Origin of the sequence: Lederbergia citri, assembly GCF_018343625.1 — a bacterium.
Lineage (GTDB): Bacteria > Bacillota > Bacilli > Bacillales > Bacillaceae_C > Lederbergia > Lederbergia citri.
Genome location: NZ_JAGYPG010000001.1, coordinates 1,356,175 through 1,381,926 on the forward strand (window position 1 = coordinate 1,356,175; position 25,752 = coordinate 1,381,926).

A 25,752-nucleotide genomic window follows, 5' to 3' on the forward strand; every position below is an offset into this window, starting at 1 on the left:
TCATTTCCTTTCTATATATCTTATATAATCAACATTGCATCTCCAAAACTAAAGAAACGATATCTCTCTTTTACAGCTTCGTTATATGCAGATAATACATGCTCACGTCCAGCCAAAGCACTAACAAGCATAATAAGGGTGGACATTGGCAAATGAAAATTTGTTATCATTCCATCTATTGCCTTAAATGTGTACCCAGGATAAATAAAAATATCGGTCCAACCGTTTCCTGCTTGAAAATGACCGCTATTATCGGCTATTGTTTCCAGTGTTCTCGTTGAAGTTGTGCCGACTGAAATAATACGTTCCCCTTGTCTCTTTACCTCATTTAACAAAGCAGCCGTCTCTTTCGAAATACTGTAATATTCCGCATGCATATCATGTTCTTCAATATTTTCGACACTGACTGGGCGAAAGGTCCCTAGACCAACATGAAGTGTAATAAAGGCTATTTTGACACCTATTTTTTGAATTTCTTCTAGCAACTCTTTTGTAAAATGCAGCCCTGCTGTAGGGGCCGCAGCAGAACCTCGTTCTTTCGCATAAACAGTTTGATAACGATCTTGATCTTCAAGCTGTTCCTTTATATACGGCGGTAAAGGCATTTTCCCAAGTGTTTCAAGAATTTCGTAAAAGATGCCTTCATACTGGAACTCGAGAATTCTTCCCCCGTGCTCTAGTTCCTCTACACAATTTGCTTCAAGTTTTCCATCACCAAAAGTGATTGTTGTTCCTTTTCTCACTCTTTTTGCAGGCTTGACTAACGTTTCCCACTTATCTCCTTCAATCTGCTTTAACAAGAGTACTTCTATTTTCGCTCCAGTATCAGGTTTTGCGCCAAGTAATCTGGCAGGTAAAACCTTCGTATCATTCAATACTAGGCAATCACCTTTTTTTAAGTATTTTAAGATATTATTAAAAGTATCATGTTTTGTTTCACCTGTCTCTTTATTCAGAACCATTAAGCGGCTAGAAGCTCGGTTTTCGAGCGGAACTTGTGCAATTAATTCCTCAGGCAATTCAAAATCAAACATATCAACTTTCATTTCCCTAGCCTCCCTACGATGTATATAACAAATGTTAATAGAACGCTGATGATGATGGAGGTCATGATCGGAAAGAAAAACGTTGTATTCCCTTTTTTGATCACAATATCACCCGGTAACTTTCCAATTTTTACAAATTGGATTAAAAATCCGATTAAAAAAATAGCTCCCCCAATAAACATTAACAGCTTGGACATACCGTTCATTTATTAGGGACCTCCAATTTAAAATGTTCATATGCTAAAGGAGTTGCAATTCTACCTCTAGGTGTCCTTTGTAGAAAGCCAATTTGTAATAAATATGGTTCATAAACGTCTTCTATTGTAGCTGCCTCTTCCCCAATACTAGCAGCAATTGTATCGATTCCTACTGGACCGCCTCTAAATCTTTCAATCATACCTTTTAATAATTTATGATCGATATTATCTAGTCCAAGACGGTCAACCTGTAAAAGCTCCAATGCCTCATCTGCAAGGGAAAGGGAAATAATTCCGTCGGCCCTTACTTGAGCAAAATCTCTTACCCTTCGAAGCAACCTGTTCGCAATTCTCGGGGTTCCTCTAGATCTTCGGGCAATTTCAACTGCAGCGTTCCAGTCAATGTCTGTTTCTAATATTTGTGCAGTCCTTACAATGATATCCGTTAATTGCTCCTCATTATAATATTCCAATCTGCTCAAGACGCCGAAACGATCCCGAAGCGGGGCCGATACAGCTCCAGCACGAGTTGTAGCCCCCACTAGAGTAAATGGTGGTAAATCAAGTCTTACCGATCTTGATTCTGGCCCTTTACCGATTACGATATCAAGGCAATAGTCCTCCATAGCCGGATATAATACTTCTTCAATTGCACGTGGCAATCGATGAATTTCATCTATAAACAATACTTCCCCAGGTTCCAACGAGGTCAAAATCGCTGCAAGATCTCCCGGCCGTTCAATTGCCGGGCCAGATGTCGTTCTTACATTCACACCCATTTCATTCGCAATTACAACAGCTAAAGTAGTTTTCCCAAGACCAGGAGGACCATATAAAAGTACATGGTCCAATGTTTCCTTTCTCATTTTCGCAGCCTCAATAAATACAGCCAAGTTACTTTTAACTTTATCTTGGCCAATATATTGAGACAACTTTTGAGGTCGGAGACTTTGCTCGAAAGAAAGATCATTACTTATCGCTTCGCTTGATAGTACTCTTTCTTCCATTGTTCCTTCATCCCTTCTATTACGTCATTAGCATTTGCAATGATTGTTTTATATATTGATCTGTAGTTAATTCTTTATCTTGTAACTTCGGAGCAATTCTCTTCAATTCACGATCCGAATACCCTAGAGCCGAAAGTGCAAGCATAGCTTCCTCTAACGCCTCACTCATGTCATTATTCGAAGAAGTTATTTTCATATTTTCAACAGGAGTATTTGTTCCCTCATCAGCTAAAACATCATGCAATTTCCCTTTTAAATCAAGAATCATTTGTCTAGCTGTTTTTTTACCGACACCAGGAAATTTTACTAAAAATTTTTCATCTTCATTTTCAATAGCACGGATTACTTGGGTAGGTTCGCCAAATGCAAGAATAGCTAGTGCTCCCTTTGGGCCGATTCCAGACACACCAATTAATTTACGAAACATCAACTTTTCTTCCATTGTCGGAAATCCATATAATGCAATAATGTCTTCACGAACGTGCTGATACGTATAAATAATCGTTTGAATTCCTTTTTTACTTGAAAAAACATATGGATTAGGAGTCAGAACTTGATATCCGATCCCATTATTTTCTATTACGACATATTCTGGGCCTGTATACTCAATAGTGCCTCTTATGTATTCGTACAATGCCTTCTCTCCTCTTTCATGCTATCCAATATTGTACCATATAATTCATATCTCCTTATAGTAAAAAACATATGTTCTTTTATTAAATGTTTAATTAAGAATAGAATTGGGTATTGTTAATTCAACAATGGTCACCGCTCAATGTTCCTTATCCTATCAAAACAAGTTCTACACTTCTTTTTAGGAGGAAATTTATCATGAAAAAAAATGTAGTCGGTGTGTTCGCTTCAAGTTTTGAGGCGTTGCGTGCTATTGATTCCATGAAGCAGGATGGAATTGACAAAAGCCATATTTACGTTATTGCCCATGATGATTATGAAACGAGGATGATTGAAGAAAAGGCTGGAGTGGCGGTCGATCATAACGTAACGGAAGAAGAAAATCGCGGATTTTGGAATGAATTAAAATCTTTCTTTACAGGCAACTCTAGTGAATACTCGGCATACTCTGATTACCTTCTAGGAATTGGAATGACCCAGTATGATGTTGAGCAATATGCCAACGAAATTGAAGGCGGAAAAATACTTGTTCTCGTAGATAGCGAGTATGACGAAGGAAGAACTGGTGTATTAACTACGGAGAATATGGAAGAAAGAACACATGCAGTTGAACGGCACATGCCTTCAGATGAAGAACCTTTTGACGGTCAAGGTGAAGTGATTCAGCCTGAAAATGAATTGCTTGATGGAAATCATACAACTTTAGATGCAAACGGATTTCGCAATTCACTTCTTAATAATGAAAAAAAAGTGACTCGGGATAAGGAGTATGAGGAGGAAGATAATCCTTTTTATGATCGTTAATGAGAAAAGCGTAAGGCGCCCGTTCAGCGACGTACAGGCCCACAGGATGTGGGTCCGTCGACGTCGCCACAGGACGTGGCGGTTTTTAGTCGACGTTCCTGTTAAGCTTCTGACGAGATAAAGGAAACACGGAGAGGTTGGAAAAGCGGAAGGCGCCTGGAGCTAGACAGGACGGACACCCGTTCCGTAATATTTCTTTATTAATGAGAAAAAGCCATTATTTTGGCTTTTTCTCATTTTGTTTATCTAATGAATATTGCTTCATAGTTTCCAGTACTTCAGTATATATCTCCTTTGTTCTTACTGGTATACCTTTTTTTAGCTGCAATTGCTTTTTTCCCTCCAACTTCTTTATATCTATTTGAAAAAAGGATTGAATGATATCAGCCTGGTCAGGATTTCCATTAAAGATAGTTAACGTACCATCTTCCGTTATACCAAAAAATCCATTTAGTTTTAATAGTGGAGATATATCATCGACTACCGTTTCAAATACCAATTTTTCTTCATCCATATCTACAAGCTGCCAAGCTTCATATTTTGCCCAGAAATCTTCCAGTGCCCAAATGGTTTCTTTAACAATCTCTTCACTAACTTCACCATCTAGATACTTCCTTTTCAATACAACTTTTAACAAAAGTGGGTCTTCAATGTTTCCCCGAATATCTTTTATGTGCTCTGTTTTTGACCCGTCTTCTGTTTTTACAATATGCCTCAAGTTACTCTTATATGGACCACTTCCGCTAAACACCATTGCAGAAATCATAAGGATTATGGCAATAAACTTCATACGGATCACCTCATTAGCTAGAATGTTTTTCTTTTCTAAGCTTAGAGTACCCATATTTTAACATGAATATCCGAATGTTTTTAAATCCATTTTTCTACCTTTTCAATGATTTTTTCATAAAATGCCAACCTTTCTTTATATTGATGAAAAGTAAGTCTTTGTACATGTGCCCATTTTTTGGATTGTTCCTCAACATCTTTAGTTGAGAAGAAAATCCACTCCCTAAAAATATCCGTTGGGTAAACGAGAGCGGCTAAAAATGGCTGGACATTTTTCAGATGTCTAAGATGCTCAAAGCTAAACAACCTATCTTCGTCCCATTTCAAAAAAGGTAAAATTCTATTGCAAAATTGCAGTAAATCTATTTCCGCGGGCGAGATGCTAATTAAATCAAAATCTATCAAAAAAAGTGTTCCATCTTTCCCTTCTATAAAATTATGGCTTGCCAAATCACCATGAATAATGCATTGATACCCTTTTTCAAAATAGGATGGTTGTTCTTTCATTTGTTGAAGTGCCCATGATCCATACTGTGCAAGCCTTTTTAAATGTGAATATACTGGATTAAATCTATGTAAATTAATAAATGTATAATAATCAATTAGCCTCTTATCCCATTTTGAAATTTGCTTGAAAGTTGGTATTTGCTCCTTAAAGGATTCTACAAATCTATGTGTCGTAAGATGAAAATTCTTTATCGTATCTAAGGCTGATCCAATATTTTCATCATTATCATATTGATAAGGACCAATATGATTAGAATCTATATATTGAATTAGACCAAAGATACGATCATCTAATTGAAATAAACTTGGAAAAAAAGAATAGGTTTTAGCAAATCCATTTTTCTTTAATTCTTTCGTGAAATCTATTTGAATGGATAATTTATAAATGGAGGGAAACTCTTTTAATATCCATTTATCATAGCTAGTTGATAAAACCCAGACTCCATGTTTTACTTGCCTAATATTGGTAAATGGTAATCCGGCATTATTCTTCATAAAAAGAAGGAGACGGTCATTGAATCCGTCTCGATCTTCAAAGTATTGTCTATTCATCTTCATTTCCTTCATCATGACGGACTGGCATTGCATATGCATTAGCATTATCTGTCGGCAACACTGATCCAAATGGATAAGGGTTATAAGCCATTGCTGATGTAAATGCCTGCCTCATGTATGGTGAATAACCTCCACATCCACACCCAGGCATACCTACATTTGTATAAGCTGGAGCTACATTAGGCATTGCTGGATATCCTTCTGTAACTGGTGCTGTATACGGCATTTGATAAGCTGGATAAGGAACAGCTTGCTGAGTTGCTGGCATTACCGCTCCAGGTGCATGCCCCCAGTAATCCGAGCTATCCATTTTCCCATACATTCCCGGATGACTAGATGACTCATCATGCCATTGTGGAGCCATAAATCCGGTAGTTGGTACTCCAGGTAATACAGCTGGCTGCACTCCCATTGGCTGCATCATCGTTCCTTGTACTTGAGGCATCATTTGTGGTTGATACATATAACCATATGGGTTGTAACAAGGATCACAAATTGGCATTACTGGATAGCAATAGTTATACATTGGTTGTTGAACATGCATAACTGGCATTTCTACAGGAACAGGAACTTCTTTTGGAACTTCCTTTTCTACTTGCTGTTGTATTTGTGACTGCGACTGTTGCATGTTCATCATGTAGTAGTTACTAATATCGATTTCGGGAAGTGGCTGTGGCATCACAGGTTGATAAATTGGATATGGTACTTCCTTGGGAACTTCTTTAATAATCTCTTTAGTTGGCTGCACGATTGGAACCGGAACCTCCTTCTTAATATGTTCTACTTTTGGCATTTCTTTTGGTACGTGGTGAGGGATATTTGGTGCTACATTTGGTGCTACATTTGGTGCTACATTGGGCGGCATATGGTGTTCTTTAACTCCACCTCCACCTCCACCTCCGCCTGGCACTTTTATTTTCATGCCTGGCATGATCATATCTGGATTTGACAATTGGGCATTCATCTTTTTTAACTCTTCAAAATTCACTCCATATTTTTTCGCGATTTTCCAAAGAGTTTCTCCTTTTTGCGCAATATGGATTTTCACACATTTCCCCTCCTCAGACATAAGTCCATATAGTGTATGAATGTATAGGCAAATTGCTATTAATCTTCACAAAAACTTATGATAAATGTAGCCAATTTATGCTCACGGTGGTTGGAAAAGGACGTTTCATTTCATCATAAAGACTTTCAAAGTATGGTATTATTCAATATAGAAATGATGAGAACGGAGGTTTATAAATGGAAGAAGAAAATAAAAAGCTTCTTGGTGATGAGAGAAGAGATATGCTGCTTTCCTTATTGAAAAGTAGTGCTATACCTTTAACGGGGGGGCGACTTGCTCAAATAGCGAATGTTAGCAGACAGGTCATTGTTGGGGATATTACTTTATTAAAAGCCCGTAACGAGCCAATCATTGCCACAAGCCAAGGATACCTTTATATGAATGTAAATCCTATTAATAAAACGGTTGAAAAAACCATTGCCTGTGTTCATACACGCAACCAAGCGGAAGAAGAGTTAAATATCATAGTAGATCATGGAGTAACAGTAAAGGACGTGAAAGTGGAACATCCTGTATATGGGGACCTTACGGCTTCTATTATGGTATCGAATCGGCAAGAGGTTCGGGCATTTCTGGAAAAGATAAAAAAAACAAACGCGTCCTTATTGGCTGACTTAACATCTGGCATCCACTTACATACTTTAATGGCTTCAAATGAAGGACCAATTAAAAAAGCAGAAGAGGCTTTGAAGGCTGCAGGGATATTATTGGATTAACCAAAAGCGGATGGGGCTCAGTAGGGGCGACAAGCAAATATTCTCCAGACCGAGATTTTGTTCTCTAACTTCCAATTGACAGCCTGTAGCTGGACCTTGACGAGCCTATGTTGCTTATCACCAACCGTTTTAGGCGTGGCTGCTTGAGCTAGACGGAAATTGTCTTAATACAAAGGAATATAGTTTCCTGGTAAGGAAAAAACTGTGGCCCATATTTTGGGTCTCAGCTTTTATCCTCCAGAGCTTAATACTTCTACTTTATCGACAAATTCCAATCTTCTTAAGTTTACTAACAACTCATCTATATCCCCAGACATATTTGTAACATCAAGCGACAACGTGACGTTTGCCCGACCCTGCAATGGAATCGTTTGGTGGATTGTTAAAACATTACATGAATTGGCAGCCACCGTCCCTAGCAGTTTAGAAAGCGCCCCAGGTTTGTCTTCAAGGAAAAAAAACAAAGAAATAATTTTTTCTTTTACTACTAAATGAAATGGAAAGACCGTATCTCTATATTTATAAAAAGCACTTCGGCTTAAATCTACTTGCTGGACAGCATCCCATACTGAGGCTGATTTCCCACGTTCAATTAGTTCTTTTGCTTCAAGCGTTTTTTTCATTGCTTCTGGAAGTACATCTTCTCTTACTAAAAAAAACTTCTGATCATATTCTTTTTTCCCCACTACCCAATCCCCCTAAAAGAAAAGTGGAAAAGCCTAGCTCATCGACGTAAAAACCGATAGGACTTTACAGTTTTGGTCGACTTTCCTTTTCCCCCTATAACTAGAGATAAAGGAAACACGAAGAGGTACGAATTACCCCTTACGCAAAAGAAAAGGTCAGGATAGTTACTAGTCGATTGCCGCTGCAACTAGATACAAAATAATAATTGCATTCTTCCCGAACTCAATATAAAAACTAATCGACAAACTCAAATTCGAATTCTAGCAGACGTATCGTATCTCCATCTTTTGCTCCTCGTTCACGAAGGGCATCATCTACACCCATTGCCCTTAATTGGCGAGCAAAACGTCTTACTGACTCATCACGCGAAAAATCCGTCATTTTAAATAATCGTTCAATTTTAGCTCCGCTAATCACAAAACTTCCATCAGGATCTCTTGAAATAGAAAATTCATCTTCAGGTTTTTCATGTTTATACATAACCCGATTAATTGTTTCATCTTCTTCCAATATTTCATTAAGAGGAAACTCGGGAGTTTTTTCTAGTTGATTGGCAATTTCAAATAATAACTCTTTCAACCCTTTTTGAGTGACGGCTGATATCGGAAAAATTGGGTAATCTTCTTTAAGACTTTGTTTAAATACTTCCAAATTTCCTTCTGCTTCCGGCATATCCATTTTGTTGGCAACGATGATTTGCGGCCTTTCCAATAAACGAAGGTTATATTCCTTAAGTTCTTCATTAATTGTGCAATAGTCCTCGTAAGGGTCTCTTCCTTCCATTCCCGACATATCAATGACATGTAAGATAACCCTCGTTCTTTCAATATGACGTAAAAATTGATGGCCTAATCCAATTCCTTCGTGAGCGCCTTCTATTAACCCCGGAAGATCAGCCATGACGAAGCTTCTCCCATCTCCTGTTTCGACGACCCCAAGATTAGGAACAATAGTAGTAAAATGATATTCGGCTATTTTCGGTTTGGCGGCAGAAACAACAGATAGGAGGGTCGATTTTCCTACGCTCGGAAAGCCTACAAGCCCAACATCAGCCAAAACTTTTAGTTCGAGAACAATATTTCTTTCTTGTCCCGGTTCTCCGTTCTCAGCGATTTCCGGAGCAGGGTTTGCTGGTGTGGCGAAGCGAATATTTCCACGTCCTCCTCTACCACCTTTTGCGATAACGGCTTGCTGCCCATGATTTACCAAGTCGGCAATGATTTCTTTCGTCTCTTCATCTGTCACTACTGTACCTGGAGGAACCTTTACAATTAAATCAGCTGCTCCCTTACCATGTTGGCTTTTAGACATTCCGTGTTCACCGCGGGGAGCTTTGAAATGGCGCTGATATCTAAAATCCATTAACGTTCTTAATCCCTCATCGACTTCAAATACAACGCTTGCCCCCTTACCCCCATCTCCTCCTGCCGGTCCACCCATCGGAACATATTTTTCACGGCGGAAAGCAACCATACCATTACCGCCGTCTCCACCTTTAACATATACTTTCACCTGATCTACGAACATAAATCTAACACTCCAATCTAAAACATCCAATTAGCAAAAAACATCGATGACCATTTCTGAATCGTTTGCTTCCTGTATAGTAATTTCTTTTGGAAAACTTTTTTCTTCTGTTAACCATCCGATTAATTGGGATGAATTATCTAATAACCCACTATAATGGTATTGAAAATGGATATTATCATTAAGTTGCTCTAACGTAATATACAAATGATTTTCAGAAAGAGGATCTGCACAACGATTCAGCTCATTAAAGAACGTCTGAGTCCAATTTGTTAATACCGTATCATCAACAATATCCGTTCGAATGTTATCAACAATTTCATATTCAATTTTAAAAGCATATTTTCCCCAATTATGTGTTAATAATATGACAGCAAACTGAGGGAGCTTCAAATTTGTCAATTTTGCTTCATTTTGTGTATCCAATACAATCTCATTTATGACTCTCTCTGCTTGATCGAGTTTCCCGAGAGAAATATAAGCTTTAATTAACTGAATTCTATTTAACCAATCATGTCGTGTATTTTGAATCACATTTATTACATTTAATAATTCATTCATCATTATTTCCTCTCTGTCCAACTTCAATCGTTATTATAGTATAACAGATATTGCCATATGAGGTAGTATTTTAATTTTAGTGAAAAAAAGAAAAGCCCTAACCCTTTTAAGGTTAGAGCTTTTTTCACACTAATTATTGTGCCTTTGGATATACACTCACTTTTTTCTTGTCACGACCAAAGCGTTCGAAACGAACAACTCCGTCGATTTTAGCAAAAAGAGTGTCATCGCTACCGCGGCCAACGTTTTCACCTGGATGAATTTTTGTTCCGCGTTGACGATATAAAATTGATCCACCAGAAACAAATTGACCATCTGCACGCTTAGCGCCAAGGCGTTTCGCTTCTGAATCACGTCCGTTTTTAGTAGAACCTACCCCTTTTTTGGATGCAAAAAATTGAAGATCCAATCTTAGCATTTGTTCCACCTCCTGTTTATGAAAAAGTTATTTTTATATAATCTTGATAATCTCTTTCAATCGTTTGTAGAGAAACAATCATACCTTCAAGTAAAAGCTGAACCCGATCATAGGATTCACCAGTCATTTCGGCAGGAAATGTACATTTCAAAAAACCGCTCTCTGACTGTTCGATTTCTGGCTCAACACCTGTTAAAGCGATAATGGCATTCACACTTCCAAAAGCAACAGCAGATGCTCCGGCACAAACGATATCCTGCCCGTTATCAGCGAAATTAGCGTGTCCATCCATCGTGAAGGATCTGATTCTACCATCTAGCGTCTTTTCAACTTTAACAAAAATCATAAGACATCCGCCTTATGCGTTGATTTTATCAACAACAACTTTTGTATAAGGCTGACGATGACCTTGTTTTTTATGGTAGTTTTTCTTCGATTTATACTTGAAGACAACAATTTTTTTCGCACGGCCTTGTTTTTCAACTTTAGCTGTAACAGTAGCACCTTCTACAAATGGGCTACCTACTTTTACATTTTCGCCGCCTACAAAAAGAACTTTGTCAAAAGTGAAAGTATCACCTTCAACTGCATCTAATTTCTCAATGTAGATTGCTTGACCTTCTTCAACTTTTAATTGCTTTCCACCAGTTTCAATGATTGCGTACATAAACTGCACCTCCTTAATAGACTAAGACTCGCCAGATTCAGGTGTTTTGAGAAAATCAAAATCTTATGTACCTGAGCTGTGCGGTTGTAGCACGGGTGCTACAAACTAACATGAAAATACTATCATATGCCACTATGCATGTCAATAGCTTTCGCTTTTATCTCAGCCACTGTTCCAAATTGTCGGATATGATAATGAAATATTTCAGATTGAATCACCTTAAAAAAGATTTTAACATGTAAAAGTCCTTCTATTCTTCCAAGATGGCGATTTCCTTCTCCTTTAAACGCGTCCATTGTTTTTTTATCAATTTCTATCAAAACGGCTTCATGATCATCTGTAGAAATTTCATACAGCTCACGTTCTAGTCGAAATGCCATCGTTTCAGGACTTTCCACGAGTCCCGTTCCATTACATGCAGTACATTTCGTCTTCAATATTTTAGAAAGTGGTTGTCGAGTCCGTTTTCTTGTTACTTCAAATATTCCAAGAGGTGTAAAGCCGATAGCGCGTGTTTGCTTCGGATCTTTTTTCAGTTCTTCCTCTAAGATTTTCTTCACTTTTCTTTTATCTTCATTCGTTTCCATATCAATAAAATCAATTAAAATCATTCCACTATAATCGCGGAGGCACAATTGTCTTGCAATTTCCTTTGCAGCTAACATATTTGTTTGAACAACCGTCTCTTTAACGACTTGTTTTCCTGTAAATTTACCTGTATTTACATCGATTATTACAGCCGCTTCTGTTTCATTGATTACTATATACGCACCATTGTTTAACCATACGATTGGTTTTAGAGCTTTTTCCATATCATTTTCAAGACCATATTTTGAAAAAATACCTTCCTTCTCTTGATGAAAGATGACGTTCCACTTCAATTCATCGGGAAGACATTTTTTTATTAGTTCCAACTCTTTTTTGTCATTGTAATAAAGCTCCCCATTATTAAGACGCATTATTTCGCGAGTGATTTCATCATGAAACAATGATTTTTTCTTTAGTAATGCTGGAGCTTTTACACTGTTTTTCATTTTTTGAATAGATGCATATATATCTTTAAGCTGATTAGCCTCTTTCTTCCAATCTTCTTCATTACCCGAAAATGCTTCTGTACGAATAATAAAACCTTCTCTATCAACCTTATTATTGCGAGCAATTTCTCTCCATTTATTTCTAATGGATTCATCTGCTTTTTTCGAGACCGCAATATATTTTCCTTCAGGCATATAGATAGATTTTTCACCAGGTATTTCAATAACTGCCGTTAACAAAGCACCTTTCAAACCAGTTTCATCCTTTTTAACTTGAACAAGGAGCTTTTCACCTTCTGTAATAAATTTCGAAATAGGCATCTCTTTCTTTCGAGGATCAGTAGAATGAATAAAAGCTGGAAGCTGATCCTTTTGCAAAAAGCCATTCTTTTCTTTGCCAATATCAACGAATGCAGCATTCATTCCCGCTTTTACACTTTCTACTTTTCCTAAATAAATATTGCCAACTTCCGAAGCATCACTCGGCTGCTCCACAAAGAACCTTGTAACGATTCCATCTTCTTTTACGGCAAATCTTTTTTCAGCTGTTTTTGTATCAATAAATATTGCATTCATTTTTCACTCACCCGCAATAAAAAATAAACCTGGCATATGCCAGTACTTATACTTTAGCTATCTATTTATTTGTAGTCAATCATCGTATACAAGATCCTTTAGCTGGGCACTGACCCGTTTCTCTGTAAAATAAGCATGGAGAATTTCGTTTTCATCCAATTTTCCCAGACTGCTATTTCTTCCTCCTACATAGATTAAATGTTTACACCCACGTTTAAATTTCTCTAAAACATCATGCAAATAATCTTCCCCTCTCGCTTCAATCGGCTGCAGTTGGGAAAAATTTATGTTTTTTCCATAATGTCTTTCCAATAAAAATCGCATAAAAACATATCCTTGCTGTTTCCAATCAGTCCATAAAGTGATATCCAAATACAGTAATATAATCCATACATTTATATTAAATGGGTAAAAAAGAAGGAGTATTGCATGTAGGAATAGTAAAACTATAAATGAACTCATTAACGATAGTCTACATGCTTTTATATAAGGGTGTCGAGTGGAAAGGAAGAGCTGGACCAATTTCCCTCCATCCAGTGGCCAGACTGGAATAAGATTGAACAATAGTATCATGATATTATATAGTGATATTTGTTTGGCAAAATCAGTAGGTAAAAAAGATAGCATAACAAGAACGGGGATTAGAGCAGCGATTATTAAATGTTGCAGTGGCCCTGCGAGGATTACTACTAAATCCTCATTTATTTGACGATTGCCATGTTCATCCACCTCACATACACCACCAAATGGCAATATCAATATCCGCTTAATTTTCCATCCAAAATGTGCAGCAGCTGCAGCATGTCCGATTTCATGAGTAAAAACAATCATAAATAAGAACAGTAATTGCCAAAAATGACCTGTAATAATGGCAATACCTGCAACTATCCAAAATAATGGATGAATTTGAATCCCTTTTAAAAGAATGCCATATTTATTCAAATTTCATCACCTGAATAGGATCAATAAACTTATCATTTTGTTTAATTGCAAAGTAAAATTCTCCGGTCATTCCTTCTTTCCCCGTTGATACAATTCCAAGATTTTTCCCAGCTTCTACTTGTTCACGTGGTTTAACGGAAATTTTATCTAACATCCCATACCATGTTTCAGAATGGTCCGGATGTTGAATAATAACGGTTTGACCGATATCTTCCTTAGGACCAGCAAATATGACGACGCCTCCTGTCATCGCTTCAACCTTTGCATTTGTTCCCGTTTGCATAATAATCCCTTTGCCATTCACAGAAAAATCTTCTAAAATTGTTCCTGAAACCGGCATAGCGTAATTCTCTTCTTTATCTGCATTAGCTGACTTTTCTTTTTCAAGTGGAGGAAGAAGAGCCAACGGTTTTCCAAATTGCTTTTCATACCAATCAGCAACTGCCGCAAATTGAAACTCTTTCTCCATCGTTTTTTTAATACCGATTTTGATTGGATTAAGGTTAGGTGAAGTTGATTGGAACATAACAGCGATAACAAGAACGAGGACTGCAGACACAAGGATTTTAAATAAAAAGATATCACGATTCCAAAGTGGATGAAGGGAGTCTTTAGGGTCAGATTCATAAATAGGTGACTCGAATTCCTCATTAATAAATGAAGTTGGACTTAACCTCTCCCTGTTTGGATTATTTTGCTTGCGCCGTTTACTGATTCGCTTCCTGATTTCATCGGCTCTTCTACTCATTCTCCCCCATCTCCCTTTATTATTTGTAATAAGCTATGACTTGTCCTTTAAGAATATGCTTACATAATAGAAAAAGCGGGTGTTAAAGCTCATCGAATTAAAGGTACTTTCAGTAGTTAGGCTTTACACTTGGATATAGTAAATATTGTTTCTAGTCTTGGTGGCAATTTAGCAATTTGCGAATACTAATTTATTTGGGTCGGCACTTTGATGTGCCCTTTGGACAGTTCAAACGGACCAATTCTGCGATCTTCTCATGGTCACAGGCTCTTTGAACAGCTTGATCAACAGCTGATACTGCTTTTCGAACAGCACATGATTAGGAATAATAATTATTTCCTCAAATAAAAAACCATACATTCAAATAAATTGAACGTATGGTTCATAAAAATTATTTAGCCCCAACACCAAATAGCTTTTTCAGTTTTGCAAAGACCCCTGTTTTCTCATCATCCAGGGATTGGAGAGGTACGGATTCACCTAAAATTCTTCTCGCAATATTTCGATAGGCGATAGATGCCTTACTATTCGGGTCTAGTGCAATCGGCTCTCCTTGATTAGAAGATCTGATTACATCAACATCATCTTGTACAATCCCAATTAAGTCTATCGATAAGTGTTGAGCGATTTCGTCAACATCCAGCACATCCCCATCTTTCATCATCTGACTGCGGATACGATTGATGATTAATTTTGGAGGTTCGATATTTTCTTCTTTTTCCAACAAACCAATGATTCGGTCAGCGTCTCGAACTGCAGAAATTTCGGGAGTTGTAACGACAATAGCCCTATCAGCTCCAGCAACTGCATTTTTGTATCCTTGCTCAATTCCAGCAGGACAGTCTATTAATATGTAATCATACTCGGGCTTCATTTCATTAACGAGTTTTTTCATTTGTTCAGGCGATACAGCTGTTTTATCGCTAGTTTGTGCTGCAGGTAGAAGAAATAACTTGTCTTCAAACCTTTTATCTTTCACAATCGCTTGATGTAACTTGCACCTACCTTGAACAACATCTACTAAGTCGTAAATAATGCGATTTTCCAGACCAAGTACTACATCTAGATTTCTTAGACCAATATCGGTATCTATGAGACATACTTTTTTACCCTGCAGAGCAAGAGCTGTCCCCAGGTTGGCCGAAGTTGTAGTTTTTCCGACTCCTCCTTTACCCGAAGTTATTACAATTGCCTCACCCATTGTATAGTCCCCCTTTTAATCTAGTAATATTTGGTCGTATATGTTTTAAAATCTGTAATCGATCGATGACAATTTGATGTCTTGCATCTATGTATGCACATTCCATTAGATGATGATCCTCTTTATCGTAATGATCTGGAGCACGGCTAATACAATCAGATATTCTTAGCTGGGACGGAGTCATAAATGAAGCTACAATCACGGCTTCATTTCTTCCTGTATAGCCTGCGTGGGCAATGCCTTTTAGAGTGCCCATAATAAAAATGTTGCCAGCCGCTCTTACAGTGCCTCCTGGGTTAACATCACCAACAAGCAATAAATCACCCGGTACTTCTAATATTTGTCCGGATCTTACGACTGTCGCGACAGAAGTGACTTCCTGTTCATCTATAATGGCCTTTGATTCCTGTTTTGTTATTACATTACTTTCTATCTCTTCAACTATTAAGTTTTGTTTCTTGCGAATCATTTCCTTTAATTGTTCTTGCTGATCAGAATTTAGATAGCGATTGCCAGAATGAATGCGTACAGAAATAAGAGGGCTATCTATATCCACCCCCTGCAAATCTGCAAGTTTTTCTTCCAACTCTATCAATAAATCCTCATATGAACAGCGATCATTTAATTGTAATGAAAGACCGCTCTTTGTTCCTTTTATCATAACATTTTGTCTGTTTTTCATGTGTTCCGGGCAAGGAGACTCAACCTGCAAAAAGTGCCCTCATATCTCCTTTCAATACTACATCTATTTATCAGTATATCTATTGCTAAATTCGACAAACTACATCGATTTTCCTCTTATTACAGAAAAATTTATTCATTCATCTCTTCTTTTTTCAGATTCATTAAAAATCTGTTGAATGGAAAATATATAATAATTAAAAATATAGCATTCAAAATAAGCGTTGGCACTAATCGAATCATTACAAACTCATCAAAAATCATATGTTTTCGTAACACGAGGATATTCATTCCATATATTAGAATTTCAATGAACGATAGGCTTATCATTGATAGTAGGAATACTGTAAAAAAATTAGCAAAAATATATTTCATTAATTTTGATGATATATATACTCCAATGGGAAAAAGAACTAAATATACTCCAATGATTTCGTTAAAATAAATATCAAATAATAATCCGAAAACAGCAGCATAAATAAGTGTGCGATTTCTAAAATAGCTAATTCCCATGATCATAAGCAATATGATTAAAAAACGGGGAACAAGGATCCATTCCTGTCCAAATATTTTCTCTGGCAAAAACTCTACAAAAACACTCTCAAAATAAAAAGTTAAAGTTAAAAGGAAGGGAAGAATCCAGCGTTTCATCATTCCCCCTCCTTCGTTTGATCTTCTGTAAATTTCATTTTACGGTCAATGACCAATACATGCTCAAATCCGTAAAAATCAGCAGAAGGTTCAACATAGGCAGTCTGCGTTAAACCAAAACGGTCGACTGCGACTTCTTTAACTTTACCGATATCAAGTGCTTTTGGAAAGACACCTCCAAGGCCCGATGTAACCACATTCTGCCCTGGCTTGATTTCTTGTTCGATTACGATATCTTTCATAATGAGCATTTTCTTTTCTTTATCATAACCATCGATCAGCCCAAAAACATGCTCTTTTCCTTGTATTTCAGCAGCAACTCTATTTTTTTTATTATCAGAACTAAGAAGTTCAACAGTAGCTGTCATAGGGGAAGTACTTACGACTTTACCGACCAACCCTTTTGCTGTCATAACAGCCATATCGGTTTCAACTCCGCTTTTACTCCCTTTATCAATCGTAATTTTTTCAAACCAACGATCTGGTGCTCGACTGATGACAGTTGCTTGAATTGCTTTATAATCACGGAGATTATCCGTTTTATTTAATACATTACGTAATTCTTCGTTATCTCTTTTTAAATCCGATATTTCCTTTTCAAGCTTTGCCAGCCCTTCTAATCGTGTCTTCAGCTTTTTATTTTCCGTGTATGTATTTTGAAGATCTTGAACATTACCAAAAAAGTTTGCAATTCCCTGCGCCGGCTTCGAAATAAGTGATTGACCAAAACCAACAACGTCTTTTACAAATTGCTCAGGACGTGAAATATTCTCTCTATCTCCCAAAGAAAAGCCAATTAAAGACACTAGAATAATAATACTTATAAGTAAGATAATCAGACGTTTGTTTAGAAAAAAGTGTGACATGATTTACACCTCATATGAAAAGCCTAGGCGCCTTGCTTATCGACGTACAATAATTTAAGTCCATCGACGAAAACATAAGAAATTGGTAGTTTTAGTCGAGATATCTTTTCAACCCAAAATTTGCGATAAAGATAACAAGATGATTCAACGAGAAGAAGGAAAGTTAAGGCGCAACGTTCTGTTATGAGCTCAGGCAGCGACATCCTGTCGATACGCCTGCATTTGCACATCAGGGTATGTTTCAACGCATTCCTCAACCACATTGTACTTCCACCGACAATTAATGTTGTGAGTCATAAAAGTAGCTCTTTGACTTTTAAAACTCAGGCTATTTAAGTCGTGGACGGGACAAATAGGAAGTATCGATGTTGACTTTACGCAAATGAAAAAGGAAGAGAAGTTTGTAGGTCGATAGCTTAGAAGCTAGACACTAAAAAATTTTATTCTTTATTATGTCATTCATTAAAAAAAGTTCAAGTACTGTAGTAAGCATAATTTTACAACTTTTCGTCAATATACAATGTAAAAACGCAAGCGCCGTAAAAACGGCGCAAGTAGCTCTTAACGCATATCTTTTACTTTATTTTTAAATAGATGGATATGTTCCAGTGCAATTCCTGTTCCTATTGCAACACAATCCAACGGATCATCTGCGATTAAAACTGGCAAATCTGTTTCATAACTCATAATCTTATCCAAATTATGAAGTAAGGCACCTCCACCAGTAAGCACAATACCTCGATCCATTATATCAGCTGCAAGTTCCGGAGGAGTTTTTTCTAGCGTATTTACGACAGCATCAATGATGGCGTTAACAGTATCTCGAAGTGCCTCTGCAATTTCTTCTGCAGTGATTTCTATCGTTTTAGGAAGTCCGGTTAATAAGTCACGACCACGTATTTCCATAGGAGGGATTCCATCTGTTCCTCCAGCTGATCCTATTTCTAATTTAATTGCTTCCGCAGTACGATCACCTATTAATAAATTATACGCTTTTCGAATATACGAAATAATGGATTCGTCCATTTTATCCCCAGCGATCCGGATTGACATACTCGTTACAATTCCGCCCAAAGAAATAACGGCAACTTCTGTAGTTCCTCCACCAATATCAACGACCATACTTCCTGTTGGTTCCCATACAGGTAAATTAGCTCCTATTGCTGCAGCAAATGGCTCTTCAATTGTATAAGCTTCCTTTGCTCCTGCTTCCTTAGTAGCGTCCAAGACAGCTCTTTGTTCAACAGCAGTAATTCCAGATGGAACACAAACCATTACATGAGGTTTTCCACCGAAGAAACCTTTTCTTTTCGTCGCCTGTTTTATGTAGTATTTCATCATTGCCGCAGTCGTTTCATAATCGGCGATAACTCCATCTTTCATAGGTCTAAGGGCAACTATATGTCCGGGAGTTCGCCCGATCATATTTTTTGCGTCATTTCCAACCGCCACAATTTTTTTAGAATCAGTTTGTAATGCAACAACTGAAGGTTCACGCAATACAATTCCTTTTCCTTTTACAAAGACAAGTGTATTGGCAGTTCCTAAATCTATTCCAAGGTCTTTCGTTCCAAATCCAAACATGAATGTATCTCCCTTTCTCATGCCAAATGCATTTATATACGCATCTGCTCCCTATACTTTCAAAAATGATTAAGGTTTATTCTATAGCCTGTCCAATACAGCACTTTTTTACATTTCAATTCAAATTTCAGTGTTATAACTTATCATTCAACTACATTACTCATAAAAATCACAAATCTAATTATAGCTTAACATTTTTTAAAATCCTAGTGTCACATATACCCTTTTTCTTTCATGCTGACATATTTTTTATCGCCGATGATTAAATGATCAAGGAGCTCTATCCCTACCATTTTTCCACATTCGACTAACCGCTTTGTTACTTCAATATCTTCGCGGGAAGGTGATGGATCTCCTGATGGATGATTATGCAGGCATATAATAGAAGCTGCTGAGCGTCGAATAGCTTCTTTAAAAACCTCGCGAGGATGTACGATGCTGGCATTTAAGCTGCCTATGAAGATTGTTTGACGATGGATAACTTGGTTTTTCGTGTTTAAATATAGGGCAACGAAATGTTCTTGAGTAAGAAAACGCATATCGTTCATAACATAGTTTGCCCCATCTTCCGGACTTCGAATAACATATCTTTCATCATATGATAGATTGCTTATTCTTCTGCCTAATTCAACTGCAGCTGCAATTTGCACAGCTTTCGCTTGTCCAATTCCTTTCAAGTTTGTCATTTCTTCAAGTGCTGCATCCTTTAGCCACATGAGTCCTCCAAATTGGGTTAAAAGTCGATTAGCCAATTGGATGACCGATTCGGATTTAGTGCCCGTCCTTAATAAAATCGCCAATAATTCATGATTTGACAAACTTTCTGCTCCATTGTTGATGAGACGTTCACGAGGACGCTCATCAATTGGAAAATCACGGATCATTAAGGTTTCAGTTTTCAACTACAATTTCCTCCTTAAATTTCTAGTTGGGAGGAATGTTGAACCCAAATTCTATCAGGCTACGGTATAAACGGGAAATCGGAAGACCAACGACAGAATAATAATCTCCTGTAATCGATTTTACGAGGAGTGCTCCTTGCCCCTGTATGCCGTAGGCACCTGCTTTGTCAAAGGGCTCTCCACTCTCAATATAATGTTGAATGTCAGTTTCTGTTAACTCCCAAAATTCTACATCAGTTTTTTCAAAAAAAGTTTCTACCTTGGAATCATGCTTAATGGCTACGCCTGTATATACTGAATGAATATTTCCCGAGAGTTTTTTTAGCATTTGTTTTGCTTCATCCACATTTTGAGGCTTACCGAGAATAAGATCATTACACACAACAATCGTATCTGACCCAATAATAACGGAGACTGGAAAATGCTCTGATGCAACGTTTACTTTACGTAAAGCGAGTGCCATGACAATTTCCGATGGAGCTAGTCCTGTTGGTTGAGTTTCGTCGGCATTTGGTGAAAATGTAGTAAAAGGAATGTTTAGTTTCTTGAGGATTTCTTTTCTTCGAGGTGAACCGGAAGCTAATACGAGGTGATCCATGGACAAGGCCATCCTTTCTTATATAAGGAAAAAGTTTTTGTTTTGCAGTTGACATGATGAAAGCAGTTATTCTTATTAGCTAAGGGAGATACATAACTCTATCGTATCAAAGTGCTTGTAAAGAAACAATACAAAAAAGGGGACTAGTCCCCTTAATTACTTTTCCCATAATATATTTTCACAAAATCCAACAAAGCTTGTTGTGCTTGTAATAATTCGTTACGAGCAGATTCGGATGCTTGGAAATTTTTAAGATGTTTTTGAGCTGTTTCAAGGTCACTATGAAGGTTTTTAGCCAATCCCTCATTGAAGGTTCCAATTATTGCTTTTTCGGACTCTACTAAAACTTCTTCACTCACTACCCCTTTGATGTATCCGTTTGTAGATTCTTCAGCAAGCTTCGGAAACATGTTGATTTCACTTTTTAATCGATCTCCTTCTTCTTTTGAAGCTAATTCTATTGTATTCCCACTTATCGATATCTCCTTTGCCCATACCTCTTCCAAGCCTTGATCCTTTAATTTACTTACCCATGATTTAGCTGTCGATAAGTCCCCTGATACGCCGATAAATAAGTAGTATTTTCCCTCTATTTCTATTACGGTTTTCCCAACACCAAATTCTGATAAATTCTCACCTGCAGAAACAGCAGCTTCTTCGGTAGAATATTGCCCCCCTTGAAGTACAGGTATCGTAATGTCTGGAAGTGTTAAAGAATACATTTCCTTTTTAGTTTCTTTTTCAACTACTGGAGGAGTAGCAGTTTCTTTTAGGGCTACGTGGCTATCTTCCGTTTGGATGACCGTTTTAAAAATAATAAGTCCTATTATTAAACCGACAGCAATTGCTAGAAAAACAGAAAGAAATAATCCCCTGAATCCTGGTTTGATATTTTTTTTCCACGTTTTGACGGGAAGATTTCTTATATCGTCATTTGTTGCATTGATAATCTTATACTCAGGAACTTCATTTTTTTCCACATTAGGCAAAACCCACTCAAAATCTTCTTCTGCTGTTTCTTCTGATGAAGCTGCAGAAGTTTCTTTTGTAGCCGATTGCCAATCATGAATGGCAGTTTCTTCTGAAAATGTCTGTTCTCTACCATTTAATTTAATTTTTATTGTTGAATTGCGCTCCCCTTTTTCATTATCCATTCATCTCCCCGCCTCCCGCACATAAATTTTGTTTCATCCTATCATACAAGCATAAAAAAAAGACGAAACTTTTGTCGTCTATGACAAAAAGGTTTTCGTCAATTTTTATTTCTTTTCTCTTTCAATATTGGGAAAATTGTTGAATGGATCTTTTTTATTTGCGGGTGCAGGTGAATCTATCTTAGGCGCCTGGTCTATTAAATCTTTTAACTCTGGAATATAAAATGCTGAGATCGTAACATTGAAATGAAGCGGTTGTTTCTCATCATCTGCATTTATTCTTTCTCCAGGTGCTTCAACAGAAATTTGTTCAACTTGCACGATTCGGTTTTGCGATTCAAGATACTTCAGAAAAGCTTCAAAATCAAAATAATTTTCCGCATCTAATGAAAGAGAGACCGTTACTTTTTTAAGTTCAGAAGATTGATCGCTTTTTTCCTCATCCTTTATTGAGATATCAGACTGTTCTTGCCCATCTACACTTGGATGCTCACCTTCTGATATACCCATATCTTTTATAAACACATCAGAAACCGTTTCTGCTTTTTCAATATGTAAAATGAATTGATCCGTCAATGGCTTTACAGGAATTTTCTTTTGCAGAGAAAAAGAACTTTCTACGATATTTTTCTGTTCATTTGCCGTTTTTTCTTCTAAAACTTCCAGCATTTTTTTCTCAGTATTCAGTTCATTTTCAAGAATCTCTGCCTTATTTGCAGCAGGTAGAAATTGAACATAATAAATTAAAAACAATAAAATAAACAAAGTAAAGGCCGTTACAAAAACGATAAACCATCTATTTTTTATCCATTGAAGTGGCATTATTCGGTGCCTCCTTCAGATTGTATCTCTTTTATATACGCTTTATTTAATGATAGTTGGTAAGATGCCGTATAGCGTAGAACATTCTCATGTTCCTTATTATTGGCGTCTTCTATTTCTTCCTTTGCAGTAATGGATATGATTTTTGCATCAGTTAACCAAGAAGATTGGAGCAATTCGTGTAAATAATAGGCCGCATCTCTACTTGAATCAAATTGAACAGATAATTGAACATCCCCGTCTAGCTGATAGTCTATCGATTCAAAAAATCCTCTTTCCGATAAAAGCGAAATAAGATGACTCAGAAGGGGTACTGCATCAATCCGATCCTTTTCCACTCGTGTAATAGTTTCATATAAAATATCTGTTGAACTAGTTATTTGCGCTTCATTAAGTTTACTATTTTCAATCTCAACTAATTTTTGTATTTGTTGTCGTTCTTTTTCTAATGAAAGGATATGGTCTTTTTTTGCTTGAATTTGTAAAAATAATATAGAACTGAATAAAATGGTTACGATAAAAATAATTAAGAAGCTATAAAAAAGAAAATACGATTTCTTTTTTCTTGGTGGAATCAAATTAATATTCATTATGAATCCACCTCTTTAAGTGACAAACCAAGAATAGAAATATGGGATGGAAAAACCGCCCTTCCATCTCCCGCAGTGTATTTCTCTAAATCATACTGTTCAATAGGTATTTGTAAACGAGTTCTTAATCTTTCTTCGATGATCGATAGTTCACCATGATCTCCACTTAAAATGACTCGACTAATTGCTACCTTTCCTTGATTCAACGTATAACGATAAAAGTCCATTACTTTTTCGATTTCAATGATGGCATCATCTATGTAAAAGGCATCATCTTCACCAATCATCTCAATAATGCTTTGTTGGAGAGAGTCGGCAGTAATCGGTCGTACAAAAATAGGAATATCTTGATGAAAAATAGACATTGTTAATAAATCCTCATCACAATTCAAAAGCATAATATGATCATCTTTTTTTGCCATACCCGACGTTTTATAAAATCTATATAAGGATAGTGGGGATATCTCGGCAACGACTGGCTTTAATTTAACATCTTCTAAAAGTCTAATATAGGAATCAACGATTTCCCTTGGTGCCGCGACAAGTAAAATATCCTGTTCGCGTTCCTCTTTTCGAAGAATGACAGAATCTATAACTGGGTCTTCAAATGGAAGATGAATGGTTGTGCCAGTTTCAAGAAATAAATAACCATTTAATTCATCTTCTTGAATTTCAGCAGGCACTTTGACTTGGCGAACAATGATAAACGGATCGGGAATTAAAAAACGCACCTCACGTCTTTTTAATTTCCATTTATCGACACATTGCTCTAGGACAAGTCTCAACATTTCATCATCGACAATTCTTCCATCTTTTATGGTGCCGGGAGTAAGAGGCTGTTCATCCATTTGCAAAATTTCAAGCTCGGACTTATGGACTGTTTCCATGAAACGGATACTCTTATCCGTAAAAACAATATTAGCCGTTTTAAGACTGCGTTTAAATAACTGGAATGCCATTTCAAAAACTCCCTTTGCTATCTATAAAAATGAAAAATACCAATCTAAGATGTTTTGATGATAAAAATATACAACGAGAGTGCCAATGCCTATAAAAGGACCAAATGGAATCGATTCGCCTTTTTTATAACGGCCAAACGCCATGCCAATAATTCCAAACAATCCTCCAAAGACAGAAGCGGCAAAAAACGATAACAAGACTAGCTTGGAGCCAAGAGCAAACCCAATCACACCAAAAAGTTTAATATCCCCTCCTCCCATTCCACCTTTACTAATAACCGCGATCATAAGTAAAAGCGTGAATCCAATCGCTGCCCCAAGAAGAGAATCCCACCAAGGATTAAGAGGCATATTGATTCGTTCAATTAGAAAAATAGATAGAAAGTATAGGAGAATACGATCGGGGATAAGCATATATGTAATATCTGTTATGAAAATAATGATAAATAAAGAAATCAACGTCCAAGCAAAAATGAGTTCAAGCGACCATCCTATTTTCCAATAAGCAAATACAAATAGTAACGCTGTAAATAGTTCCATTATCGGGTAAAGGGGAGAAACCCGCATTTTACAATGGCGGCATTTTCCCCCTTGAATGAGATAGGATAAAACAGGTATTAGTTCAATAGCTTTTAAAGTATGTCCACAACCTGGACATGCTGACCGCGGCTTAACGACTGACTGCTTTAATGGAACCCGAAGCCCCACGACGTTGAAGAAGGAGCCGAGGAGTAGGGCGTAGATAATAATTAATATCATAATAGTTAATAATTTATTTTTTTAGCTTAACGTTATTTCTTTTAATCGTAAAAGGATCACCATCTAAATAAGGAACATCATTTGTTGAAATTAATTTTACTGAATAGTCATAAGTATTATCTGATTTCTTTACAACAGTTACTACTGTATTTTTTTCGTCATAACCATTACCAGATGGATCCTTAATTTTATCCAAATAATTATCAGTCACTAATGTCCCTAAAGTAACTGTGGCTTTGTCATCACTGAATGTTAACTCTTCAGCAGTAGCCATCAACTTCACCGCATTTACCATCGTCTGAGCATTCCCAATATGTGCATCCTTCTTAGAATTGTTAATCAATCCACCAATACTCGGCACAGCAATCGCTGATATAATTCCCAAAATCACAACTACAGCAAGCAACTCTACTAATGTAAGACCGCGTTGGTTTTTTAATAGTTTACGGAGCTTTTCAAACATTGTTTTTCCTCCTTTTATAAAAACTAGTTTTCTAGTTCC

The 25,752-nt window shown here is 36.9% G+C and carries 30 protein-coding genes, 1 pseudogene and 1 other annotated feature; of the genes and pseudogenes, 2 read left to right on the forward strand and 29 right to left on the reverse strand.

All coding sequences use genetic code 11. The features are described from left to right. Positions 1–20 precede the first annotated feature (20 nt). Genes queA through ruvA form a run of 4 tightly spaced genes read right to left on the reverse strand, consistent with a single transcriptional unit; the run spans position 21 to position 2,884 of the window. The gene (queA, locus tag KHA97_RS06910) at positions 21–1,046 is read right to left on the reverse strand and encodes a tRNA preQ1(34) S-adenosylmethionine ribosyltransferase-isomerase QueA (protein ID WP_213123958.1); all 1,026 of its coding nucleotides are present in this window, start codon (positions 1,044–1,046) and stop codon (positions 21–23) included. Beyond that, a complete protein-coding gene (locus tag KHA97_RS06915; RefSeq protein WP_213123959.1) occupies positions 1,043–1,252 on the reverse strand; it encodes a DUF2905 domain-containing protein in 210 nt (69 codons plus the stop codon). The genes queA and KHA97_RS06915 overlap by 4 nt, the downstream gene beginning before the upstream one ends. Then, entirely contained in the window at positions 1,249–2,250 is a 1,002-nt protein-coding gene (ruvB, locus tag KHA97_RS06920) for a Holliday junction branch migration DNA helicase RuvB (protein WP_213123960.1), read from the reverse strand. The genes KHA97_RS06915 and ruvB overlap by 4 nt, the downstream gene beginning before the upstream one ends. Before the next feature lie 19 nt (positions 2,251–2,269). Further along, complete coding sequence (gene ruvA / locus KHA97_RS06925; protein ID WP_213123961.1) at positions 2,270–2,884, reverse strand: Holliday junction branch migration protein RuvA; 615 nt, start codon at positions 2,882–2,884, stop codon at positions 2,270–2,272. 197 nt (positions 2,885–3,081) lie between these two features. On the opposite strand from ruvA, the gene KHA97_RS06930 reads away from it, so the two are divergent. Then, positions 3,082–3,687 (forward strand): general stress protein, encoded by a 606-nt coding sequence (locus KHA97_RS06930; RefSeq protein ID WP_213123962.1) that lies wholly within the window; start codon positions 3,082–3,084, stop codon positions 3,685–3,687. Positions 3,688–3,904: 217 nt separating this feature from the next. On the opposite strand, the gene KHA97_RS06935 is transcribed toward KHA97_RS06930, so the two are convergent. The 3 genes and pseudogenes from KHA97_RS06935 to safA all read right to left on the reverse strand — a co-directional run. Then, a complete protein-coding gene (locus KHA97_RS06935) occupies positions 3,905–4,477 on the reverse strand; it encodes an intercompartmental signaling factor BofC (protein WP_213123963.1) in 573 nt (190 codons plus the stop codon). Positions 4,478–4,557: 80 nt separating this feature from the next. Then, positions 4,558–5,535 (reverse strand): phosphotransferase, encoded by a 978-nt coding sequence (locus KHA97_RS06940; protein WP_213123964.1) that lies wholly within the window; start codon positions 5,533–5,535, stop codon positions 4,558–4,560. Positions 5,536–6,445: 910 nt separating this feature from the next. Further along, a pseudogene (safA, locus tag KHA97_RS06945) lies at positions 6,446–6,586 on the reverse strand (SafA/ExsA family spore coat assembly protein); the annotation flags it as partial. 197 nt (positions 6,587–6,783) lie between these two features. Here safA and KHA97_RS06950 point away from each other — a divergent pair. Beyond that, on the forward strand, positions 6,784–7,323 hold the full coding sequence (locus KHA97_RS06950; RefSeq protein ID WP_213123965.1) for a transcription repressor NadR: 540 nt from the start codon (positions 6,784–6,786) through the stop codon (positions 7,321–7,323). Between the two features lie 230 nt (positions 7,324–7,553). On the opposite strand, the gene KHA97_RS06955 is transcribed toward KHA97_RS06950, so the two are convergent. From KHA97_RS06955 to KHA97_RS07060, 22 genes are all read right to left on the reverse strand, one after another. Continuing rightward, positions 7,554–8,009, reverse strand: coding sequence for an ACT domain-containing protein (locus KHA97_RS06955; protein WP_213123966.1), 456 nt, complete (start codon positions 8,007–8,009; stop codon positions 7,554–7,556). Between the two features lie 235 nt (positions 8,010–8,244). Beyond that, on the reverse strand, positions 8,245–9,537 hold the full coding sequence (obgE, locus tag KHA97_RS06960; protein WP_213123967.1) for a GTPase ObgE: 1,293 nt from the start codon (positions 9,535–9,537) through the stop codon (positions 8,245–8,247). 30 nt (positions 9,538–9,567) lie between these two features. Further along, complete coding sequence (locus tag KHA97_RS06965) at positions 9,568–10,098, reverse strand: Spo0B C-terminal domain-containing protein (protein WP_213123968.1); 531 nt, start codon at positions 10,096–10,098, stop codon at positions 9,568–9,570. Positions 10,099–10,231: 133 nt separating this feature from the next. Then, a complete protein-coding gene (gene rpmA, locus KHA97_RS06970; RefSeq protein ID WP_213123969.1) occupies positions 10,232–10,516 on the reverse strand; it encodes a 50S ribosomal protein L27 in 285 nt (94 codons plus the stop codon). A gap of 16 nt (positions 10,517–10,532) precedes the next feature. Then, positions 10,533–10,862 (reverse strand): ribosomal-processing cysteine protease Prp, encoded by a 330-nt coding sequence (locus KHA97_RS06975; RefSeq protein WP_213123970.1) that lies wholly within the window; start codon positions 10,860–10,862, stop codon positions 10,533–10,535. Positions 10,863–10,874: 12 nt separating this feature from the next. Then, the gene (rplU, locus tag KHA97_RS06980) at positions 10,875–11,183 is read right to left on the reverse strand and encodes a 50S ribosomal protein L21 (protein WP_213123971.1); all 309 of its coding nucleotides are present in this window, start codon (positions 11,181–11,183) and stop codon (positions 10,875–10,877) included. A 14-nt stretch (positions 11,184–11,197) separates the two neighbouring features. Then, positions 11,198–11,279 (reverse strand) — a sequence feature (ribosomal protein L21 leader region). Between the two features lie 26 nt (positions 11,280–11,305). Further along, positions 11,306–12,793 carry an Rne/Rng family ribonuclease gene (locus KHA97_RS06985; protein ID WP_213123972.1) on the reverse strand — a complete coding sequence of 496 codons (1,488 nt, stop codon included), beginning with the start codon at positions 12,791–12,793 and terminating at the stop codon, positions 11,306–11,308. A gap of 75 nt (positions 12,794–12,868) precedes the next feature. Next, a complete protein-coding gene (locus KHA97_RS06990) occupies positions 12,869–13,735 on the reverse strand; it encodes a site-2 protease family protein (RefSeq protein WP_213123973.1) in 867 nt (288 codons plus the stop codon). Continuing rightward, complete coding sequence (locus KHA97_RS06995) at positions 13,728–14,483, reverse strand: M23 family metallopeptidase (RefSeq protein WP_213123974.1); 756 nt, start codon at positions 14,481–14,483, stop codon at positions 13,728–13,730. The genes KHA97_RS06990 and KHA97_RS06995 overlap by 8 nt, the downstream gene beginning before the upstream one ends. 391 nt (positions 14,484–14,874) lie before the next feature. After that, positions 14,875–15,684, reverse strand: coding sequence for a septum site-determining protein MinD (gene minD, locus KHA97_RS07000; RefSeq protein WP_213123975.1), 810 nt, complete (start codon positions 15,682–15,684; stop codon positions 14,875–14,877). After that, complete coding sequence (gene minC, locus KHA97_RS07005) at positions 15,677–16,366, reverse strand: septum site-determining protein MinC (RefSeq protein ID WP_213124340.1); 690 nt, start codon at positions 16,364–16,366, stop codon at positions 15,677–15,679. Before minC ends, minD begins: the two co-directional genes overlap by 8 nt. A gap of 131 nt (positions 16,367–16,497) precedes the next feature. After that, positions 16,498–17,016 (reverse strand): rod shape-determining protein MreD, encoded by a 519-nt coding sequence (mreD, locus tag KHA97_RS07010; protein ID WP_213123976.1) that lies wholly within the window; start codon positions 17,014–17,016, stop codon positions 16,498–16,500. Further along, complete coding sequence (gene mreC, locus KHA97_RS07015) at positions 17,016–17,882, reverse strand: rod shape-determining protein MreC (RefSeq protein WP_213123977.1); 867 nt, start codon at positions 17,880–17,882, stop codon at positions 17,016–17,018. Before mreC ends, mreD begins: the two co-directional genes overlap by 1 nt. A gap of 561 nt (positions 17,883–18,443) precedes the next feature. After that, positions 18,444–19,466: a rod shape-determining protein gene (locus KHA97_RS07020; RefSeq protein WP_213123978.1), complete on the reverse strand. Its 1,023-nt coding sequence runs from the start codon at positions 19,464–19,466 to the stop codon at positions 18,444–18,446. Between the two features lie 212 nt (positions 19,467–19,678). Then, complete coding sequence (radC, locus tag KHA97_RS07025) at positions 19,679–20,368, reverse strand: RadC family protein (RefSeq protein ID WP_325167419.1); 690 nt, start codon at positions 20,366–20,368, stop codon at positions 19,679–19,681. Positions 20,369–20,390: 22 nt separating this feature from the next. Then, a complete protein-coding gene (locus KHA97_RS07030; RefSeq protein WP_213123979.1) occupies positions 20,391–20,966 on the reverse strand; it encodes a Maf family protein in 576 nt (191 codons plus the stop codon). A gap of 152 nt (positions 20,967–21,118) precedes the next feature. Further along, positions 21,119–22,120, reverse strand: coding sequence for a hypothetical protein (locus KHA97_RS07035; RefSeq protein WP_213123980.1), 1,002 nt, complete (start codon positions 22,118–22,120; stop codon positions 21,119–21,121). Between the two features lie 105 nt (positions 22,121–22,225). Then, positions 22,226–22,942 (reverse strand): GspMb/PilO family protein, encoded by a 717-nt coding sequence (locus tag KHA97_RS07040; protein WP_213123981.1) that lies wholly within the window; start codon positions 22,940–22,942, stop codon positions 22,226–22,228. Further along, a complete protein-coding gene (locus tag KHA97_RS07045; RefSeq protein WP_213123982.1) occupies positions 22,942–23,532 on the reverse strand; it encodes a PilN domain-containing protein in 591 nt (196 codons plus the stop codon). The genes KHA97_RS07040 and KHA97_RS07045 overlap by 1 nt, the downstream gene beginning before the upstream one ends. Continuing rightward, complete coding sequence (gene pilM, locus KHA97_RS07050; protein ID WP_213123983.1) at positions 23,532–24,491, reverse strand: type IV pilus biogenesis protein PilM; 960 nt, start codon at positions 24,489–24,491, stop codon at positions 23,532–23,534. Before pilM ends, KHA97_RS07045 begins: the two co-directional genes overlap by 1 nt. Positions 24,492–24,512: 21 nt before the next feature. After that, complete coding sequence (locus KHA97_RS07055; protein WP_213123984.1) at positions 24,513–25,250, reverse strand: prepilin peptidase; 738 nt, start codon at positions 25,248–25,250, stop codon at positions 24,513–24,515. A gap of 13 nt (positions 25,251–25,263) precedes the next feature. Further along, positions 25,264–25,713, reverse strand: a complete 450-nt coding sequence (locus KHA97_RS07060) for a type II secretion system protein (RefSeq protein WP_213123985.1) — start codon at positions 25,711–25,713, stop codon at positions 25,264–25,266. Between the last annotated feature and the right edge of the window lie 39 nt (positions 25,714–25,752).

Bases quoted from the DNA above. Each gene is read 5' to 3' on its own strand.
- KHA97_RS07035 (WP_213123980.1), bottom strand. From the start codon at position 22,120: ATGGATAATGAAAAAGGGGAGCGCAATTCAACAATAAAAATTAAATTA.
- mreC (WP_213123977.1), bottom strand. From the start codon at position 17,882: ATGTCACACTTTTTTCTAAACAAACGTCTGATTATCTTACTTATAAGT.
- KHA97_RS07020 (WP_213123978.1), bottom strand. From the start codon at position 19,466: ATGTTTGGATTTGGAACGAAAGACCTTGGAATAGATTTAGGAACTGCC.
- queA (WP_213123958.1), bottom strand. From the start codon at position 1,046: ATGAAAGTTGATATGTTTGATTTTGAATTGCCTGAGGAATTAATTGCA.
- KHA97_RS06995 (WP_213123974.1), bottom strand. From the start codon at position 14,483: ATGAGTAGAAGAGCCGATGAAATCAGGAAGCGAATCAGTAAACGGCGC.
- KHA97_RS06940 (WP_213123964.1), bottom strand. From the start codon at position 5,535: ATGAATAGACAATACTTTGAAGATCGAGACGGATTCAATGACCGTCTC.
- rplU (WP_213123971.1), bottom strand. From the start codon at position 11,183: ATGTACGCAATCATTGAAACTGGTGGAAAGCAATTAAAAGTTGAAGAA.
- minD (WP_213123975.1), bottom strand. From the start codon at position 15,684: ATGGGTGAGGCAATTGTAATAACTTCGGGTAAAGGAGGAGTCGGAAAA.
- mreD (WP_213123976.1), bottom strand. From the start codon at position 17,016: ATGAAACGCTGGATTCTTCCCTTCCTTTTAACTTTAACTTTTTATTTT.
- rpmA (WP_213123969.1), bottom strand. From the start codon at position 10,516: ATGCTAAGATTGGATCTTCAATTTTTTGCATCCAAAAAAGGGGTAGGT.
- KHA97_RS06975 (WP_213123970.1), bottom strand. From the start codon at position 10,862: ATGATTTTTGTTAAAGTTGAAAAGACGCTAGATGGTAGAATCAGATCC.
- minC (WP_213124340.1), bottom strand. From the start codon at position 16,366: ATGAAAAACAGACAAAATGTTATGATAAAAGGAACAAAGAGCGGTCTT.
- pilM (WP_213123983.1), bottom strand. From the start codon at position 24,491: ATGGCATTCCAGTTATTTAAACGCAGTCTTAAAACGGCTAATATTGTT.
- KHA97_RS06950 (WP_213123965.1), top strand. From the start codon at position 6,784: ATGGAAGAAGAAAATAAAAAGCTTCTTGGTGATGAGAGAAGAGATATG.
- KHA97_RS06965 (WP_213123968.1), bottom strand. From the start codon at position 10,098: ATGAATGAATTATTAAATGTAATAAATGTGATTCAAAATACACGACAT.
- obgE (WP_213123967.1), bottom strand. From the start codon at position 9,537: ATGTTCGTAGATCAGGTGAAAGTATATGTTAAAGGTGGAGACGGCGGT.
- KHA97_RS06935 (WP_213123963.1), bottom strand. From the start codon at position 4,477: ATGAAGTTTATTGCCATAATCCTTATGATTTCTGCAATGGTGTTTAGC.
- KHA97_RS07045 (WP_213123982.1), bottom strand. From the start codon at position 23,532: ATGAATATTAATTTGATTCCACCAAGAAAAAAGAAATCGTATTTTCTT.
- KHA97_RS07040 (WP_213123981.1), bottom strand. From the start codon at position 22,942: ATGCCACTTCAATGGATAAAAAATAGATGGTTTATCGTTTTTGTAACG.
- KHA97_RS06985 (WP_213123972.1), bottom strand. From the start codon at position 12,793: ATGAATGCAATATTTATTGATACAAAAACAGCTGAAAAAAGATTTGCC.
- KHA97_RS07060 (WP_213123985.1), bottom strand. From the start codon at position 25,713: ATGTTTGAAAAGCTCCGTAAACTATTAAAAAACCAACGCGGTCTTACA.
- KHA97_RS06915 (WP_213123959.1), bottom strand. From the start codon at position 1,252: ATGAACGGTATGTCCAAGCTGTTAATGTTTATTGGGGGAGCTATTTTT.
- ruvB (WP_213123960.1), bottom strand. From the start codon at position 2,250: ATGGAAGAAAGAGTACTATCAAGCGAAGCGATAAGTAATGATCTTTCT.
- KHA97_RS07055 (WP_213123984.1), bottom strand. From the start codon at position 25,250: ATGATATTAATTATTATCTACGCCCTACTCCTCGGCTCCTTCTTCAAC.
- KHA97_RS07030 (WP_213123979.1), bottom strand. From the start codon at position 20,966: ATGGATCACCTCGTATTAGCTTCCGGTTCACCTCGAAGAAAAGAAATC.
- KHA97_RS06930 (WP_213123962.1), top strand. From the start codon at position 3,082: ATGAAAAAAAATGTAGTCGGTGTGTTCGCTTCAAGTTTTGAGGCGTTG.